Genomic DNA, 17,447 nt, shown 5'->3' on the forward strand with positions numbered 1-17,447 from the left:
GTCGTGGTTGAAGTCGTTGTGTCCCCGGTGGATTCAGTGGCCCATGCCCATGCCGCCGTCGACCGGGATGACCGCCCCGGCGATGTAGCTCGCATCCTCGGACGCCAGGAAGCTGACCGCCCCGGCGACCTCCTCGGCCGTGCCGACCCGCTTGGCCGGAATGAATTCCAGTGCACCCGCTTGGATCCGCTCGTCGAGCGCGCGGGTCATCTCGGTGTCGATGTAGCCGGGCGCGACCACGTTGGCGGTGACCCCGGCCTTGGACAGCTCGCGGGAGATCGAGCGCGCCATGCCGATCAGGCCGGCCTTGGCGGCCGCGTAGTTGGCCTGGTTGCCGATTCCCCACATGCCGGACACCGACCCGATGAAGATGATCCGCCCGAACCGCTTGCGCTGCATGCTGCGCGATGCGCGCTGGGCCACCCGGAACGCCCCGGTGAGGTTGGCGTTGATGACCTCTTCGAACCGCTCCTCGGTCATCCGGATGAGGAAGGCGTCTTTGGAGATGCCGGCGTTGGAGACCAGCACCTCGACCGGACCCTGGTGCTCCTCGACCTCTTTGAAGGCGCGGTCGACGGCTTCGTTGTCGGTGACGTCACACACGACGCCGAACAGCCCCTCGGGTGCCCCGGATCCGCGGTGGGTGACGGCCACCTTGTGGCCGTCGGCGGCCAGCCGCTGCGCGATCGCCAGACCGATCCCCCGGTTTCCGCCCGTCACCAGAACGGAGCGCGATACGAAGGCGGGTTTGCCGCCGGTGGCGGTACTTTCGGTGGTGTTCTCGGTGGCCGTGTCAGTCACCCCGTCAACCTATCGCCTCGGGTTGCCCGTCCCGTAATGTCCCCCCTTTCGCGCTCGCGCGCGTTGTCGGTGGTTGTCGGCACACTTCCGCCATGACAGACGCTTTCCTGGGCAGCGAGGCCCTGGCTGCCGGCTTGCTGACGCCCTATCGGCTGCGCAGTCGGTACGTCGCCCTGCACAAAGACGTCTACGTGCCGCGTGATGCAGAGCTCACCGCACGATTGCGTGCCCAAGCGCTGTGGCTACGCTCTCGTCGCCGCGGCATTCTGGCCGGTTACTCCGCTTCGGCGCTGCACGGCGCCAAGTGGATCGATGCGACTCTTCCCGCCGCCGTCGTCGACACCAACGCCCGCCGCGAACCCGGCGTCCAGGTCTGGGAGGACCGCATCGAGGCCGACGAGGTGTGCATCGTGGACGGCATGCGGGTGACCTCCCCGGAGCGAACGGCGCTCGATCTGGCCCGTCGCTTTCCCCGGGACCAGGCCGTCGCCGCGGTCGACGCCCTCGTTCAGGCGACGCATGTGAAACCAGCTGACGTCGAGCGATTGGCCGAGCGCTACCGGGGTGGTCGGGGTATGAAAGCCGCGAGGGCTGCCCTCGACCTGGTCGATGGTGGCGCGCAATCACCCAAGGAGACCTGGCTGCGCCTGCTGTTGATTCGCGCCGGGTTTCCGCGTCCGCAGACACAGATCGCAGTCCGCAATGAATGGGGTTGGGCCGAAGCATATTTGGACATGGGCTGGGAAGACCTCAAGGTCGCCGCCGAGTATGACGGAGATCAACATCGGTCGAGCCGCTACCAGTACGTCAAGGACATCCGGCGACTAGAAAAGCTGGAGCGGCTCGGATGGATCGTGGTCCGGGTCGTAGCTGAGGATCATCCCCAGGACGTCATCTACCGGGTGCGCGAGGCGCGGGCCTCGCGAGCCTAACCAGGCTGCGAAATCCGGCGCGGAAGATCGCAGCCAGGTTAGGCACGCGAGAAAAGAAGCCGTCAGGTCGGCAGGCGGCGGTTGATCAGCAACGCCGCCAGGGCCGCAAGCGCCAAGACCAGCGCACCCAACCGCACCCAGCCCATGCTGGCATCGCCTTTGATCGTCTCGTAGCCGATCTGCTGCTGCAGCGTCGCGTAGACGGACTTCAGCTCGGCCAGGCTCGCGGCATTGTACCAGCTGCCTCCCGAGAGTTCGGCGACCTTCTTCATCGTCGAGTCGTCGACGGGCACCGGCTGGCGCTGGTCGTTGATCTCGACGAAACCGTACGGCGTGCCGAAGGAGATCGTCGAGATCGGCACGCCCTGATCCTTGGCGGTGCGCGCGGCGGTGAAGGCGCCCTTGGGGTTGTCCGGATTGGTCGGCATCGTCTCCTTGCCGTCGGAGAACAACACGATGCGCGCCGGCGGCGGCGTGTCGCCGCCCCCGATCACCGCGCCCACGGTGGCGATGGCCTGCAACGCGGTGAAGATGCCTTCGCCGGTCGCCGTGCGATCGGCGAACTGCAGCTTGTCCAGCGCGTTCTTGGTCGCGTCCCGGTTGGTCGTCGGCTGCACCAGCACGGTCGCGGTGCCCGCGTACTCGATCAGCCCGAGGTTGATGCCGGGGGTCAGCTCGTCGGCGAACTGCTTGGCCGCATCCTGGGCGGCCGCCATCCGGTTCGGCTGCACGTCGGTGGCCCGCATCGACTGCGACACGTCGATCACCAGCATCACCACCGCTCGGTTGCGCGGGATCCGCACGTCGTGCGTCGGGCCGGCCATCGCGATCGTGAACAACACCAGCGACGCCACCAGCAGGACCGCCGGCACGTGCCGCCAGCGGGGAGGCCGCTCCGGGGCGACGCTTTCCAGCAGCTCCATGTTGGCGAACCGCAGCATGCGCCGCTGCCGCGCCAACTGCATCACGATGTAGAGCGCGGCCAGCCCGACGACGACGAGCAGGAAGAGGAAGAACCACGGATGTTCGAAGCCCGACAACGACATCGGGCCGAGGAGCGGCAACGTCACTGCCGCCCCGCCAATGCACCGCGCCGGCGGGACTCGACGAACCGGACGATGTCCGCGATCCAGTCGCGGTCGGTGCGCAGCGTCAGTATCGGGGCCCCGCAGCTGCGGATCGTGCGCGCCACTTCGGCGCGGTGCGCCGCGGCGGCCTTGGCGAAGTCGTCGCGCAGCTGGGCGTCGATGGTGAATTCGCGGGTGACGCCGGACTCGGCATCCTGCAGCACAACATCGCCGATGTCGGGCAGTTCGACGTCGCGGGGGTCCAGCACCTCGATGGCCAGCACCTCGTGCCGAGCCGCGATCGCGCGCAGCGGACGCATCCAGTTGATCGGGCCCAGGAAGTCGCTGATGATCACCGCCATGCCGCGGCGCCGCTCCGGGCGGCGCAACGCGTCGATGGCGGTGGCCAGATCCCCGCGCACCCCCACCGGCGCCCGGGGGGTGGTGGCGATGGTGCGCAGCAGCGTCTGTTCGTGCTGGCGCCCGGAGCGCGCCGGGACCCGCTTCATGGTCGCGCCGTTGGCGATCAGCGCCCCGAGCCGGTTGCCGCCGCCGCTGTTGAGGAACGTGATCGCGGCCGCGGCCGCGACCGCCAGGTCCCGCTTCTCGCAGCCGACGGTGCCGAAGTCGAGGCTGGCCGACATGTCGACGACCATCCAGGTTTCCAGCTCGCGGTCGGCGATCATCTGCCGGACGTGGGGGTGTGTGGTGCGCGCGGTGACGGCCCAGTCCATGCGCCGGACGTCGTCACCGGGCTGGTACTCGCGCGACTCCCCCGGCTCCGAGCCCGGCCCCGGGATCAGCCCCAGGTGGTCGCCGTGCAGGACACCGTCGAGCTTGCGCTTGACCGTCAGCTCGAGTTGCCGCAGCGCCGCTGCGAGCTTCGGGTCGACGATCTGCCCGCGCTGCATGGATGGCGGATGCGGGACCGCCGGCTGCTGGGGGTCGGTCACCGACCGCTGGCCGCGCCGGCGGGCTGCATCACCGGGGGCACCGACTGCCCTTGCTGCGGAACGGCGTTCACCTGCGGCAGGGCAACCGTCTGCAGCACCCGGTTGATGACGATCTCCGGCGAGATCTCGTCGGCGAGTGCGTCGTAGGTGAGCACCAAGCGGTGCCGCAGCACGTCGGGAATGACGTCCACGACGTCTTGCGGGATCACGTAGTCGCGGCCGCGCACCAGCGCCAGCGACCGGGACGCGGCGATGATGCCCAGCGAGGCACGCGGGGAGGCACCGAAGGAGATCCAGGACTTGACGTCGTTCATGCCGAGCTGTTCGGGGTGTCGGGTCGCGGTCACCACGCGCACCACATAGTCGACCAGCGCGTGGTGGACGAAGTTGTTGGCCGCGATGTCCTGCAGCCGCAGCAGGTCGCCGGTGGCCATGATCTGCTTGGGCTCCGGCGGGCGCACGCCCATCCGGTAGATGATCTCGCGCTCTTCTTCGGGCGTCGGGTAGCCCACGTTGATCTTGAACAGGAAGCGGTCGCGCTGGGCCTCGGGCAGCGGGTACACGCCCTCGTGCTCGATCGGGTTCTGGGTGGCCATCACCAGGAACGGGTTGGGCAGCGGGAAGGTCTTGCCGCCGATCGACACGTGCCGTTCCTGCATGACCTCCAGCAGCGCCGACTGCACCTTGGCGGGCGCGCGGTTGATCTCGTCGGCGAGCAGGAAGTTGACCACGACCGGGCCGAGTTCGGTGTCGAACTCCTCCTTGCCCTGCCGGTAGATGCGCGTACCGATGATGTCGGTCGGCACCAGGTCGGGGGTGAACTGGATGCGGGCGAACGTGCCGCCGACGACCTTGGCGAAGGTCTCGACCGCCAGCGTCTTGGCCACGCCGGGCACGCCCTCGAGCAACACGTGCCCCTTGGAGAGCAGGCCCACCAGCATCCGCTCGACGAGCTGGTCCTGCCCGACGATGATGCGCTTGACCTCGAAGATGGCCCGCTCGAGGGTGTGGACTTCGGCGGCCAGGCCGTTGCCGGCACCAGCCGACGGCGCTTCCTGCGCCGGCGGGCCGGACTGTCCGCCCGGGCCCGGGTAACCGCTGGCGCCCGGAGGCGGCCCACCTGCTGCTGTCATCAATAACCCTCCACAACTCATTCGGACACGACCGCTTGCAACACCACTGCCGTGGGGCCGCGACGTGCCCGCGTTCAACTATTCCAGGCCCGCCGGATTCCGTCGACGCTGGTGGTTCGCCCCGCGAACCGGCACGGCTGACCGCGCCTGGATCAGTACTCGATGATCCTAGTCAGGAACGGCGTCATGCCGGGCTTGCGAACCGGGCTGACGGTCACCTTGCCGGCGAGGCTGGACGCCTCCAGCATCTGCCCGTTGCCCAGATACATCGTGACGTGCTGGCCGCCGTTCGGGCCGTAGAAGATCAGGTCGCCGCGCCTGGCCTGGTCCGGCGGGATGTGGCGGCCGGCGTTGTACTGGTCCCCGGAGAACCGCGGGATCAGCACGCCGACGCCGGCGAAGCCGTACCGCATCAGGCCCGAGCAGTCGAAGCCGGTGATGTTGGCGCCGTCGCCGACGCCCTTGCTGGGACCGTCCAGCGAGCCACCACCCCAGGAGTAGGGAACGCCCATCTGCGATCCCATCCGCTTGATCACGTACTCGATGGCCTGCCGGCCGTAGACGCGGGGAATCTTGCCGCCGGGGTTGGTCGGGGCGGCCGCGGTGGGTGCGTCGTTGCCGCCGATGTTGATGCCGAGCCCGCCGAGGAATTGCCTGCCCAGATTGAACGTGGTCTGGGTGGCCTGCGCGGTGGCCTGCAGCGAGGCATTGGCGACCGCGAGCGGGTCGCCGGGAGCGCCGGCGCTGATCGTGGCGGGCAGCGTCGGGTCCCAGGCCCCGGGGTCGGCCGCGGCCGGGGCGGCACCGGAGTAGGCCACAGACAACATCAGCCCGGTCACCACGGTGGTGATCCAGGCGAAGTTGATCAGGCGAATCCGCTTGCAGCGCATGGTTTTCCGTTCACTTCTCATTCGTTCACCACTCGATGTAGCGGACCACGTAGGGCGTCATACCGCTGGTGCGCACCGGCGCAACGCGGACTTTCAGACCGATGTCGGGAGCCTCGAGCATTTGACCGTCGCCGAGGTAGATCGTCACGTGCTGGCTGCCGCCCGGTCCGTAGAAGATGACGTCGCCGCGGCGCATCTGCGAGGACGGGATCTTGCGGCCGAGGTTGTACTGCGACCCCGAGTAGTGCGGCAGCTTGATGCCCACGCCGGCGAACGAGTAGAGGACCAGGCCCGAGCAGTCGAAGCCGGTGATGCCGGCCCCGGAGTCGATGCCCTTGCTCGGCCCGGCCGCGTTGCCGCCGCCCCAGGAGTAGGGCACGCCGATCTGCGACATGCCGCGCCGGATCACGTACTCGGTGGCCTGCCGCCCGTAGACCCGCGGGATGCGCCCGGCCGTCGCACCGGGGGACGCGTTGGTGATGCCGGTGTCGTCGGGCTTGAGGATGCCGAGCTGCTGCAGGAAGTTGCGGCCCAGGCCGGCGGTGACCTGCGTCGAGGTGGCGGAGATGCCCAGCACCTGGTTGATGACGGCGATCGGGTCGCCCGGGACGTTGGCGCTGGGGATCATCGGCAGGGTGGGGTCCCAGGCGCCGTCCCAGCGGCGGGCGCCGCCCTGCGGTGCCGTCGCGCCCGGGGAACCGGTCTCCCACCGGTCACCCGACGCCGGAGCGGCGGGCCCGCCCGGAGCGAGAGACCATTGCCGTTTGGCCGCTTCGAGTTTCGCCTGCGCCTCGTCGCGTTCGGCGGCCAGGCGAGTGACTTGTTCGCGCTGCTCGTCGAACTTGCGCCTGGACTCGGTCAGCGCCGCCACCGCGGCGTCCTGGCTGCCCTTGGCGTCGGCGGCGGCCTTGTCGGCCTTCTGCTTGGCCAGCCGCGCCGCCGACTCCTTGTTCACCTGTTCGGTGCGCGCCCGCTGCAGCTTGGCCATCACCGTCTGGGAACTCGCGGACAGGGTCTTGGCGGCGGCCTCGGTCGCGATGATGTCCTCCGGGCTGCTGGCCGTCAGGTAACCGCTCGAGGGGCCGTTCATATAGGTGGCGGCCGCGAACGTGTCGAACCGCCGCTGCGCCGCGGCGATCGCGGCGTTGGCGTCGTTGACCGCCTGCTGGCTGGTCTCCAGGTCGTGCTGGGCCGCGGCGGCGTTGTCCCGGGAGGTCTCGACGTCGACCAGCGCCTTGTTGACGCTCTCCTGCTCGGTCTGGATTTCTGCGCTCAGGTTTTCCAGCCGCTGGTTGGCCCTGGCGACGTTGGCGATCAAACCGGCCAGGCTGTCGGCGGCGGTGTCGCCGTGTGCGAGCCCCGGCGTGCAGAGCAGAAAGGCCACGCTCAGCACCGACGGCACGACCGGCCGAGCCAGCCTCGCGACCGGCCAGGCAGCGGAGCCCCGGCGTATGCGTGTCATCCGACTCAGGTCTCCTACGGCTCAACGTGACGGGCGGCGCCGGCCACGAAGTTCACCAAGGGCGCCAAAGGCAACAGCAGCATCATTTGCACCGTACGTCACAGTTTTGGGCGCGCAAACGCTCCGCCGAAATCGCACTCTCTACGTGCGTTTAATGTGACCGAACGGTGACCTACGGGTTTGCCGCGCGGCGGCGGGGCGACCCGGGTGGGGAAGTTCCGGCCGAGCCGGACGCGCCTGGCTAGGCGGTGTTGGTGGGCGTGACTTCCTCCGCCCCCGCCGAACCCGCCGGGGGTGCGGAACGCTTGCTGCGCACCTGCAAGAATCGGGTCCCGACGGCCGCCGCGAGCACGGCGAGCAACAGGAAGATCGTCAGACCCGTCCAGGGGAATTCCGGGGAATTCAGCTCGTTCAGGAAGTGCTGCGCCGAGACCACCGGATTGCCCGTCTTGGCGATGTCCTCGCCGGCCTCCAGCGTGACGCGCGGAAATTGCGTGCTGTAGCTCCCGACGTAACTGGGGCTCAGCGTCAGGACGGTGGCGTCGTGATAGTCGGCGCCGACCACCGTGGAGATGTCGCGCAGTGGGGTGTCGTTCGGCGGGTTGTGGTCGAGCAGCACGATCTTGAGGTTGATGCCGTGCGCATGGGCTTCGTCGACGATGTGCAGCAGGCCCGGCATGTCCGCCGCCGGCGCGCTGACGCCCGTGGCGGCGACCTGAGCCTTGACCGCGGTCATGTCGACGTCCTGCGGGATGTAGACGGGTAGACCCGGGTGCAAGGTCATGATGTCCCTCCTGCCGTAGCGCTAGTGGCACCGTACGCGACTTCGTTGCGGGGGGTTTAAACCGTCGGCTCAGACGACAAGACTGGGACTACGGACGCCCCGCCTTAATGCAGGACAAGCGTACTGTTAAAGTGGCTGTACTCGTTTGACGCACCGCCGACACGGCCCGTCGGTGGAAGAACTTAATCCTCGGGAGTTGAAGTGAGCAAAGAAGATTCTGTGAACTCGTTCGGAGCACGCGACACCCTCGAGGTCGGCGACAAGAGTTACCAGATCTACCGTCTCGACGCCGTCCCCAACACCGAGAAGCTCCCCTACAGCCTCAAGGTCCTGGCCGAGAACCTGCTGCGCAACGAGGACGGCAGCAACATCACCAAGGACCACATCGAGGCCATCGCCAACTGGGATCCCAAGGCGGAGCCCAGCATTGAGATCCAGTACACGCCCGCCCGCGTCGTCATGCAGGACTTCACCGGGGTGCCGTGCATCGTGGACCTGGCCACCATGCGGGAGGCCATCGGCGACCTCGGCGGCAAGGCCGAAAAGGTCAACCCGCTGGCGCCGGCCGACCTGGTGATCGACCACTCGGTGATCGCCGACCTGTTCGGCACCGCCGACGCCTTCGAGCGCAACGTCGAGATCGAATACCAGCGCAACGGCGAGCGCTACCAGTTCTTGCGCTGGGGCCAGGGCGCTTTCCGCGACTTCAAGGTGGTGCCGCCGGGCACCGGCATCGTGCACCAGGTCAACATCGAGTACCTGGCCAGCGTGGTGATGGAACGCGACGGGGTGGCCTACCCGGACACCTGCGTGGGCACCGACTCGCACACCACCATGGTCAACGGCCTGGGCGTGCTGGGCTGGGGCGTCGGCGGCATCGAGGCCGAGGCCGCGATGCTGGGCCAACCGGTGTCTATGCTCATTCCGCGGGTGGTCGGCTTCAAGCTCACCGGTGAGATCCAGCCGGGCGTCACCGCGACCGACGTGGTGCTGACCGTCACCGAGATGCTGCGCAAGCACGGCGTGGTCGGCAAGTTCGTCGAGTTCTACGGCGAGGGCGTGGCCGAGGTGCCGCTGGCCAACCGCGCGACCCTGGGCAACATGAGCCCCGAATTCGGTTCGACCGCAGCGATTTTCCCGGTCGACGAGGAGACCATCTCCTACCTGCGGTTCACCGGCCGCTCCGAGGAGCAGCTGGCGCTGGTCGAGGCCTACGCCAAAGCGCAGGGCATGTGGCACGACCCCAAGCACGAGCCGGCGTTCTCCGAATACCTCGAACTCAACCTCTCCGACGTGGTGCCCTCGATCGCCGGGCCCAAGCGCCCGCAAGACCGGATCGCGTTGTCGGACGCCAAGTCCACCTTCCGCGCGCAGATCGGCGACTACGTCGGCGACGACCCCGACAAGACGGAGTACTCCAAGCTCGACGAGGCGGTCGACGAGACGTTCCCGGCCAGTGACCCCGGGGCGCTGGAGAACGGCCACGCCGACGACGCCCCGAAGGTGGAGTCGGCCGCCAAGCATGCCAAGGGCCGGGTGAGCACCCCGGTGACGGTGAAGTCGGCCGACCGCGGCGAGTTCGTGCTCGACCACGGCGCGGTGGTGATCGCGGCGGTCACGTCGTGCACCAACACCTCCAACCCCGAGGTGATGCTGGGTGCGGCGCTGCTGGCCCGCAACGCCGTCGAGAAAGGCCTGACCGCCAAGCCGTGGGTGAAGACGACGATGGCGCCCGGTTCGCAGGTGGTCCACGACTACTACGAAAAGGCCGGCCTGTGGCCGTATCTCGAGAAGCTCGGCTTCTACCTCGTGGGGTACGGCTGCACCACGTGCATCGGCAACTCCGGCCCGCTGCCCGAGGAGATCTCCAAAGCGATCAACGACAACGACCTGTCGGTGGCCGCGGTGCTGTCCGGTAACCGCAACTTCGAGGGCCGGATCAACCCCGACGTGAAGATGAACTACCTGGCGTCGCCGCCGCTGGTGGTCGCCTACGCGTTGGCCGGGACCATGGACTTCGACTTCGAGAACCAGCCCCTGGGCACCGACAAGGACGGCAACGACGTCTATTTGAAAGACATCTGGCCGTCGCAGAAGGACGTCTCGGACACCATCGCCTCGGCCATCAGCCAGGAGATGTTCACCAAGAACTACGCCGACGTGTTCAAGGGCGACGAGCGGTGGCGCAACCTGCCCACGCCGAGCGGCAACACCTTCGAGTGGGACCAGAACTCGACCTACGTGCGTAAGCCCCCGTACTTCGAGGGCATGTCGGCCGAGCCGGAGCCGGTCCGCGACATCACCGGCGCCCGGGTGCTGGCGCTGCTGGGCGACTCGGTGACCACCGACCACATCTCCCCGGCCGGGGCCATCAAGCCGGGCACCCCGGCGGCGCAGTACCTCGACGAGCACGGCGTGGAACGCAAGGACTACAACTCCTTCGGCTCGCGGCGCGGCAACCACGAGGTGATGATCCGCGGCACGTTCGCCAACATCCGGCTCCGCAACCAGTTGCTCGACGACGTCTCCGGCGGCTACACCCGCGACTTCACCCAGGACGGCGCGCCGCAGGCGTTCATCTACGACGCCGCGCAAAACTATGCGGCGCAGAACATTCCGCTGGTGGTGCTGGGCGGCAAAGAATACGGCTCGGGTTCGTCGCGGGACTGGGCCGCCAAGGGCACCCTGCTGCTCGGTGTGCGGGCGGTGATCGCCGAGTCCTTCGAGCGCATCCACCGCTCCAACCTGATCGGCATGGGCGTCATCCCGCTGCAGTTCCCCGAGGGCAAGTCCGCCAAGGAATTGGGGCTGGACGGCACCGAGGTGTTCGACATCACCGGCATCGAGGCGCTCAACGACGGCAAGACGCCCAAGACGGTGCGGGTGAAGGCGGCCAAGGAGTCCGGCGATCCGGTCGAGTTCGACGCGGTGGTGCGGATCGACACCCCGGGCGAGGCCGACTACTACCGCAACGGCGGCATCCTGCAGTACGTGCTGCGCAACATGCTGAAGTCCGGTTAGGAAGCCGGCCAACCCGGCCCATGCCAAAAGTCAGTGAGGGCCATCTGGCGGCGCGCCGCCGCCAGATCCTCGACGGTGCCCGCCGCTGCTTCGCCGAATACGGCTACGAGAGGGCGACGGTGCGGCGGCTGGAGCAGGCGATCGGGATGTCGCGCGGCGCGATCTTCCACCACTTCCGCGACAAGGACGCGCTGTTTTTCGCACTGGCGCACGAGGACGCCGAGCGGATGGCCGACGTGGCGTCGCGCGAGGGCCTCATCCAGGTGATGCGCGACATGCTCGCCGCCCCCGACCAGTTCGACTGGCTGGCCACCAGATTGGAGATCGCGCGCAAGCTGCGCAACGACCCCGACTTCAACCGCGGTTGGGCGGAGCGGTCCGCCGAACTGGCGGCGGCGACGACCGATCGGTTGCGCCGGCAGAAGGAGGCGCAACGGGTCCGTGACGACGTACCCGGCGACGTGTTGCAGTGCTACCTGGAGTTGGTGCTCGACGGCCTGGTGGCCCGGCTGGCCTCGGGCGAGGACCCGCGGCGGCTGTCCGCCGTGCTCGATCTGGTGGAAAAGTCGGTGCGCCGCAACGGATCCGGCGATGCGGCCCGCGAGCCTGACGCCGCTGTGAACAAGGAGGCGTGAGTCGCCGCGACGCTACGCTCGCGCGGTCCGCGAAGTGTGGTTGGGCCCACCCCGGCCGCGCAACGTGGTGCCCGCCTGAAGCAGCATGGCGTGAACCGAGCCGTACGATCTTCCGGTGCTGGCCGCCAGCGTGCGGATGCTGGCCCCGCCCTCGTAGGCGTTACGCAGCTCGAACAACAACTGCTCGCGGGTCTTCTTCGACCTCTGCAGCGTCCTTTTCATGGATGCCCTCCGCGCCCGAACACGATCGCAAGCACAAGAGTAGGAAGCCGCCGCCGCCCGCGGGCCGATTTGACCGAAGTCAGGCGAGCTCGATGAGATCCCGGTACTCGTCGGACCAGAAGTCCTCGGTGCCGTCGGGCAGCAGCACCACGCGCTGAGGGTCCAGCGCCTCGGCCGCTCCGGGATCGTGCGTCACCAGCACCACCGCACCCTGATAGCTGCGCAGCGCGTCGAGCACCTGTTCGCGCGAGGCGGGATCCAGGTTGTTCGTCGGTTCGTCGAGCAGCAGCACGTTCGCGGTGGAGGCCACCAGACCGGCCAGCGCGAGGCGGGTCTTCTCCCCACCCGACAGCGTGCCCGCCGGCTGGTCGAGTTGCGGCCCGCTGAACATGAACGCGCCCAACAGCCCGCGCAGGTCCTGCTCCCCCGAATCGGGTGCGGCGTGCCGGATGTTCTCCCAGACGCTGGCGTCATTGTCGAGCGTGTCGTGCTCCTGCGCGAAGTAACCCATGCGCAAACCGTGTCCGGGCTCCAGCCCGCCGGTGTCGGGCTGCTCGGTGCCGGCCAGCAGTCGCAGCAGCGTGGTCTTGCCGGCGCCGTTGAGGCCCAGCACCACCACCCGGGAGCCGCGGTCGATGGCCAGGTCGACGCCGGTGAACACCTCCAGCGAGCCGTAGGACTTGCTCAGCCCCTTGGCGACCAACGGCGTGCGACCGCACGGGGCGGGGGTCGGGAACTTGATGCGGGCCACCTTGTCGGCCACCCGCTCCTCGTCGAGCGCGGCCATCATCCGGTCGGCGCGGCGCAACATGTTCTGGGCCGCAACGGCTTTCGTGGCCTTGGCGCCCAGCTTGGCGGCTTGCGTGCGCAACGCGGCGGCCTTGCGTTCGGCGTTGGCGCGTTCGCGGCGGCGGCGCTGCTCGTCGGTGGCCCGGGCGTCCAGGTACTTCTGCCAGCCCATGTTGTAGACGTCGACCTCGCCGCGCACGGCGTCCAGAAACCAGACCCGGTTCACGACATCGGCGAGCAGTTCGACGTTGTGGCTGATGATCACCAGCCCGCCGGTGTGGGCCCGCAGGAAATCGCGCAACCAGCCGATCGAATCCGCGTCGAGGTGGTTGGTGGGCTCGTCGAGCAGCAGCGTGGTCGACGACCCCGCGCCGGTGTCGGACGCGGCGAACAGGATGCGCGCCAACTCCACCCGGCGGCGCTGCCCGCCGGACAGCGTGCGCAGCTTCTGCGTCAGCACCCGGTCCGGCAAGCCGAGGCTCGCGCAGATGCGGCTGGCTTCACTCTCGGCGCCGTAGCCGCCCAGCGCGACGAACTGCTCCTCGAGCTGCCCGTAGCGGCGGATCGCGCGGTCGCGCGCGTCGTCGTCGGCGACCTCGGCCATCAACGCCTGCTGCTTCTCCAGGTCGGTGAGCAGCACGTCCAGACCGCGGGCGGACAGAACGCGATCGCGGGCCAGGACTTCCAAGTCGCCCTCTTTGGGATCTTGTGGCAGATAACCGATTTCACCGGCGCGGGCGACGGATCCCGCATACGGTTCGGTCTCGCCCGCCAGGATGCGCAGGGTGGTCGTCTTGCCCGCGCCGTTGCGACCGACCAGCCCGATGCGGTCGCCGGGCTGCACGCGCAGATCCGGGCCATCCGGTGAGAGCAGAATGCGCGCGCCAGCGCGGACCTCGAGGTCCGTGGCCGTGATCACATTTGCTCCCTTGCGCTTCCCTTGTCGTGGCTACTTGTCGTCGGTGAACACCGCGGGGCGTCGCTCCGCGCGCGCGGCAACCGCCTCTTCGAAGTTGGCGGTGAGCAGACGAACGAACAGCTGACCCAAGCCTTCGGCTTGCATGTGCCCTTCCAGGCTACCGGCGTCCAGTCCACTCCACAGTGTGCGCTTGGTCAACTCGACTCCCGGCCGCGAGAACGCCGCGATGCGCGCGGCGACGGCGTAGCAGGTGTCCAGCAACTGCTCGTCGGGCACCTGGCACGACACCAGCCCGATGCGCTCGGCCTCCTCGGCGGTGACGTCGCGGCCGGTCAGCATGATCTCGAACGCCCGCGACGATCCGATGGCCCTGGGCAACAGGTAGCTCAGCCCCAGTTCGCTGGCGGTCAGGCCGTTGTTGATGCCGGCCGCGCGAAAGTACGCCCCGGTCGAGGCGACCCGGATGTCGCAGGCCAGCGCCAGGCACAGCCCACCGCCGATGGCCGGGCCGTTGACCGCGGCGATCACCGGCTGATGCAGGCGCCGCAGCCCCAGGATGACCTCGTCCAGGACCTCCATCGAGCGCAACGCGTAGGTCGGACGGGTGAGCCCCTCGACATGCGGCACCGAGCCCGCCGACTTGTGGTCGGCACCCGAGGAGAACCCGCGACCCGCCCCGGTCAGCACGACCACGCGCACGGAATTGTCGTACCGGACCTTCTCGAGGGCCTCTTTGAGCGGCACCATGACGTCGAACGCCATGGAGTTCATCCGCTCGGGGCGATTGAGCGTTATCAGCGCGACGCCGGGCCGCGGGTGTTCTACCAGTACCAAGCTCACCCAAGCAACCTAGCGCGTGGGGTCCGCAATCCCGACGCTGGCGGGATCCTCTAGTTTCGGGGTCGGACTTTGGAGAAAAATCCAAGTTTGTCGACCGGGGTACGCGGGTAAAGGACACCGCCCCCTCGTCTTAAAGGTTTAGGAAAGCTAATGCTCAGAGCGCGCATCAACGACTTCAAAGAAGCTTGTCTTCTGTTCCTGGGCACGCTGGCCGCTCTACCCGCCTCGCAATCGGGCCTCAGGTACCCCTTGCCCAAGCCAGGAGACAGGGACGCACCGCTTCGCGAGTCAGCTCTCGATGTAACGCCGCCGCCCGCCCCGGCGGCCGTGGGTGCGTGGGTCACCACCCCCACGAACACACCGACGGCGGCGTGGATGCGCCGTGATCCCGAACCACATGGCATACCTGCGCAAGGCCCGGCGCACGTCGCGCCGCCGGAAGGCACGCCGGTCGCGGCTCCCTGAACGTTCGCTTCGGCGATTCGCCCCGACGGCAGGCAACCGGGACCGGGGCCGGGGCTATTCGGCCTGGCCGGCCTGGGCCGCGTCCACGTCGAATGCCCTGATTTGCTGGACCAGGTCTTCGAGGGCCGCGGGCGGTAGCGCGCCGGCCTGGTTGAACAGCAGTTTGCCCTTCTTGAAGGCCATCAGCGTCGGGATGGACCGGATCTGGGCGGCAGCGGCCAGCTGCTGTTCGGCCTCCGTGTCGACCTTGGCGTGCACGATGTCGGGATGCTTCTCCGACGACGCCTGGAACGTGGGTCCGAACTGGCGGCATGGTCCGCACCACGACGCCCAGAAATCGACGAGCACGATGTCGTTGCCCTCGATGGTTTCGTTGAATTTCTCAGCAGTGAGATCGACTGTTGTCACATTTGCTCACAACGCCGAAACCCGGCGTGATGTTCCCGGGCGGTGAGGCCCGGGCCGGGTCCGCCCGGTCGTCGTCGCCGCCTCGCCGAGTCGGCCTACCGCCAACGCAAGCGCACGCGTCGGTTCGGAACGACGACACCGGCGCGTAACCCGCCCGCGGCCCGCCGTAGGTTACGGTTGCGTACGTTTTCCCACGTCGGAGACACTGATGCGGACGAGCCGCCGCCTCGAGGACCAGTGAGGGAATCGCGTTGGGCCACTACATCGCAAACGTCCGCGACATCGAGTTCAACCTGTTCGAGGTCCTCGGTATGGGCAACGTCCTGGGCACCGGCCCCTACGCCGACCTCGACGAGGACACGGTCCGGACGATCCTCGACGAAGCCGCCCGCCTGGCCGAAGGCCCGGTCGCCGAAACCTTCGCCTTCGCCGACCGCAACCCCCCGGTGTTCGACCCGGCCACCCACACCATCAGCGTGGCGCCCGAGCTGGCCAAGACGGTGGAGACGATCAAGGAGGCCGGCTGGTGGCGGCTGATGCTCGACGAACAGATCGGTGGGATGGCCGCGCCGCCCCCGCTGGCGTGGGCGGTGAACGAAATGATCATCTGCGCCAACCCCTCTGCCAACTTCTTCTGCCTCGGCCCGTTGATGGCCCAGGCGCTGTACGTCGAGGGCAACGAACAGCAGCGGCGGTGGGCCGCCGAGGGCGTGGAGCGCGGATGGGCGGCCACCATGGTGCTCACCGAACCCGACGCCGGCTCCGACGTCGGCGCGGGCCGTGCCAAGGCCATCGAGCAACCCGACGGCACCTGGCATATCGAGGGCGTCAAGCGATTCATCTCCGGCGGCGAGGTGGGCGACACCGCCGAGAACATCTTCCACCTGGTGCTGGCCCGACCGGAGGGGGCGGGACCGGGCACCAAGGGGCTGAGCCTGTTCTACGTGCCCGAGTACCTCTTCGACCCGGACACGTTCGAACTCGGGCCCCGCAACGGCGTTTTCACCACGGGCCTGGAACACAAGATGGGGATCAAGTCCTCCCCCACGTGCGAATTGACTTTCGGCGCAACGGATGTGCCCGCGGTCGGCTACCTGGTGGGTGACGTGCACAACGGGATCGCGCAGATGTTCACCGTGATCGAGCACGCGCGCATGACGATCGGCGTCAAGGCCGCCGGGACCCTGTCCACCGGTTACCTCAACGCGCTGGCCTTCGCCAAGGAGCGGGTGCAGGGTGCGGACCTGACGCAGATGTCCGACAAGACCGCGCCGCGGGTCACCATCATGCACCACCCCGACGTGCGTCGTAGCCTGATGACGCAGAAGGCCTACGCCGAGGGCCTGCGGGCGCTGTACATGTACGCCGCCGCGCACCAGGAAGACACTGTGGCGCAACATGTTTCGGGTGCCGATCACGAGATGGCGCACCGGGTGGACGACTTGCTGCTGCCGATCGTGAAGGGCGTGAGCTCCGAACGGGCCTACGAAGTGCTGACCGAGTCGCTGCAGACGCTCGGCGGTTCGGGCTTCCTGCAGGACTACCCGCTCGAGCAGTACATCCGTGATTCCAAGATCGACTCCCTCTACGAGGGCACCACGGCGATCCAGGCGCTCGATTTCTTCTTCCGCAAGATCGTTCGAGACCGCGGCCAGGCGCTGCAGTTCGTGACGGCCCAGATCACCGCGACGATCGACTCCTGCGACGAGGCGCTCAAACCACAGGCCCAGTTGCTGCAGGCCGCGCTCGACGAGGTCACGGCGATGACGGCGGCGCTGACCGGATACCTGATGTCCGCCGCGCAACATCCGAGTGAAATCTACAAAGTCGGACTCGGATCGGTGCGGTACCTGCTGGCGGTGGGCGACCTGCTCATCGGCTGGCGGCTGCTGGTGCAGGCCGGCGTCGCCCACGCCGCGCTGGCGGGCGCGGCCGGCAACGACGTGGCCTTCTACCAGGGCAAAGTCGCGACCGCGGCGTTCTTCGCCAAGAACATGCTTCCCAAACTCGCCTCCCTGCGCAAAGTCCTCGAGTCCATCGACGACGAGGTGATGCGCGTTTCCGAAAACGCATTCTGAGCGCCCCCGCGATTACACACAGGTTAGGTACAGGTTCGGCGGGTAAAC

Annotated in this window: 15 protein-coding genes; 4 read left to right on the forward strand and 11 right to left on the reverse strand. The window is 68.1% G+C overall.

Annotation, left to right across the window (positions count from 1 at the left end; translation table 11 throughout):
* Positions 1-33: 33 nt before the first annotated feature.
* Positions 34-801 (reverse strand): 3-oxoacyl-ACP reductase FabG1, encoded by a 768-nt coding sequence (gene fabG1, locus U8D42_RS11425; RefSeq protein ID WP_085239620.1) that lies wholly within the window; start codon positions 799-801, stop codon positions 34-36.
* A 92-nt stretch (positions 802-893) separates the two neighbouring features.
* Between fabG1 and U8D42_RS11430 the strand changes: the two genes are divergently transcribed.
* Complete coding sequence (locus U8D42_RS11430) at positions 894-1,733, forward strand: type IV toxin-antitoxin system AbiEi family antitoxin (protein ID WP_322861286.1); 840 nt, start codon at positions 894-896, stop codon at positions 1,731-1,733.
* Between the two features lie 62 nt (positions 1,734-1,795).
* Here U8D42_RS11430 and U8D42_RS11435 read toward each other — a convergent pair whose 3' ends face one another.
* The 6 genes from U8D42_RS11435 to U8D42_RS11460 form a co-directional block, all read right to left on the reverse strand.
* Positions 1,796-2,803 carry a VWA domain-containing protein gene (locus tag U8D42_RS11435; protein WP_322861285.1) on the reverse strand — a complete coding sequence of 336 codons (1,008 nt, stop codon included), beginning with the start codon at positions 2,801-2,803 and terminating at the stop codon, positions 1,796-1,798.
* Positions 2,800-3,711, reverse strand: coding sequence for a DUF58 domain-containing protein (locus U8D42_RS11440; RefSeq protein ID WP_431523870.1), 912 nt, complete (start codon positions 3,709-3,711; stop codon positions 2,800-2,802). Before U8D42_RS11440 ends, U8D42_RS11435 begins: the two co-directional genes overlap by 4 nt.
* A gap of 38 nt (positions 3,712-3,749) precedes the next feature.
* A complete protein-coding gene (locus U8D42_RS11445) occupies positions 3,750-4,886 on the reverse strand; it encodes an AAA family ATPase (RefSeq protein ID WP_322861283.1) in 1,137 nt (378 codons plus the stop codon).
* Positions 4,887-5,038: 152 nt separating this feature from the next.
* A complete protein-coding gene (gene ripB / locus U8D42_RS11450) occupies positions 5,039-5,776 on the reverse strand; it encodes an NlpC/P60 family peptidoglycan endopeptidase RipB (protein ID WP_322861332.1) in 738 nt (245 codons plus the stop codon).
* Between the two features lie 25 nt (positions 5,777-5,801).
* Positions 5,802-7,238, reverse strand: a complete 1,437-nt coding sequence (gene ripA, locus U8D42_RS11455; RefSeq protein ID WP_322861282.1) for an NlpC/P60 family peptidoglycan endopeptidase RipA — start codon at positions 7,236-7,238, stop codon at positions 5,802-5,804.
* A gap of 241 nt (positions 7,239-7,479) precedes the next feature.
* Entirely contained in the window at positions 7,480-8,022 is a 543-nt protein-coding gene (locus U8D42_RS11460; RefSeq protein WP_322861281.1) for a DUF6676 family protein, read from the reverse strand.
* Positions 8,023-8,223: 201 nt separating this feature from the next.
* Here U8D42_RS11460 and U8D42_RS11465 point away from each other — a divergent pair, with 201 nt between their 5' ends.
* Both U8D42_RS11465 and U8D42_RS11470 read left to right on the forward strand, forming a co-directional pair.
* A complete protein-coding gene (locus U8D42_RS11465; protein WP_322861280.1) occupies positions 8,224-11,043 on the forward strand; it encodes an aconitate hydratase in 2,820 nt (939 codons plus the stop codon).
* Positions 11,044-11,063: 20 nt separating this feature from the next.
* Complete coding sequence (locus tag U8D42_RS11470) at positions 11,064-11,678, forward strand: TetR/AcrR family transcriptional regulator (RefSeq protein WP_322861279.1); 615 nt, start codon at positions 11,064-11,066, stop codon at positions 11,676-11,678.
* 12 nt (positions 11,679-11,690) lie between these two features.
* Here U8D42_RS11470 and U8D42_RS11475 read toward each other — a convergent pair whose 3' ends face one another.
* From U8D42_RS11475 to trxA, 4 genes are all read right to left on the reverse strand, one after another.
* A complete protein-coding gene (locus U8D42_RS11475) occupies positions 11,691-11,888 on the reverse strand; it encodes a helix-turn-helix domain-containing protein (protein WP_085239637.1) in 198 nt (65 codons plus the stop codon).
* A 91-nt stretch (positions 11,889-11,979) separates the two neighbouring features.
* Complete coding sequence (locus U8D42_RS11480) at positions 11,980-13,608, reverse strand: ABC-F family ATP-binding cassette domain-containing protein (protein ID WP_322861278.1); 1,629 nt, start codon at positions 13,606-13,608, stop codon at positions 11,980-11,982.
* Positions 13,609-13,638: 30 nt separating this feature from the next.
* Positions 13,639-14,448, reverse strand: a complete 810-nt coding sequence (locus U8D42_RS11485) for an enoyl-CoA hydratase (protein ID WP_085239610.1) — start codon at positions 14,446-14,448, stop codon at positions 13,639-13,641.
* A 519-nt stretch (positions 14,449-14,967) separates the two neighbouring features.
* Positions 14,968-15,321, reverse strand: coding sequence for a thioredoxin (gene trxA, locus U8D42_RS11490; RefSeq protein ID WP_085239609.1), 354 nt, complete (start codon positions 15,319-15,321; stop codon positions 14,968-14,970).
* Positions 15,322-15,572: 251 nt separating this feature from the next.
* On the opposite strand from trxA, the gene U8D42_RS11495 reads away from it, so the two are divergent.
* Positions 15,573-17,399 (forward strand): acyl-CoA dehydrogenase, encoded by a 1,827-nt coding sequence (locus tag U8D42_RS11495; protein WP_322861277.1) that lies wholly within the window; start codon positions 15,573-15,575, stop codon positions 17,397-17,399.
* Positions 17,400-17,447 lie beyond the last annotated feature (48 nt).

Source organism: Mycobacterium europaeum, from assembly GCF_034555895.2.
GTDB classification, from domain to species: domain Bacteria; phylum Actinomycetota; class Actinomycetes; order Mycobacteriales; family Mycobacteriaceae; genus Mycobacterium; species Mycobacterium europaeum.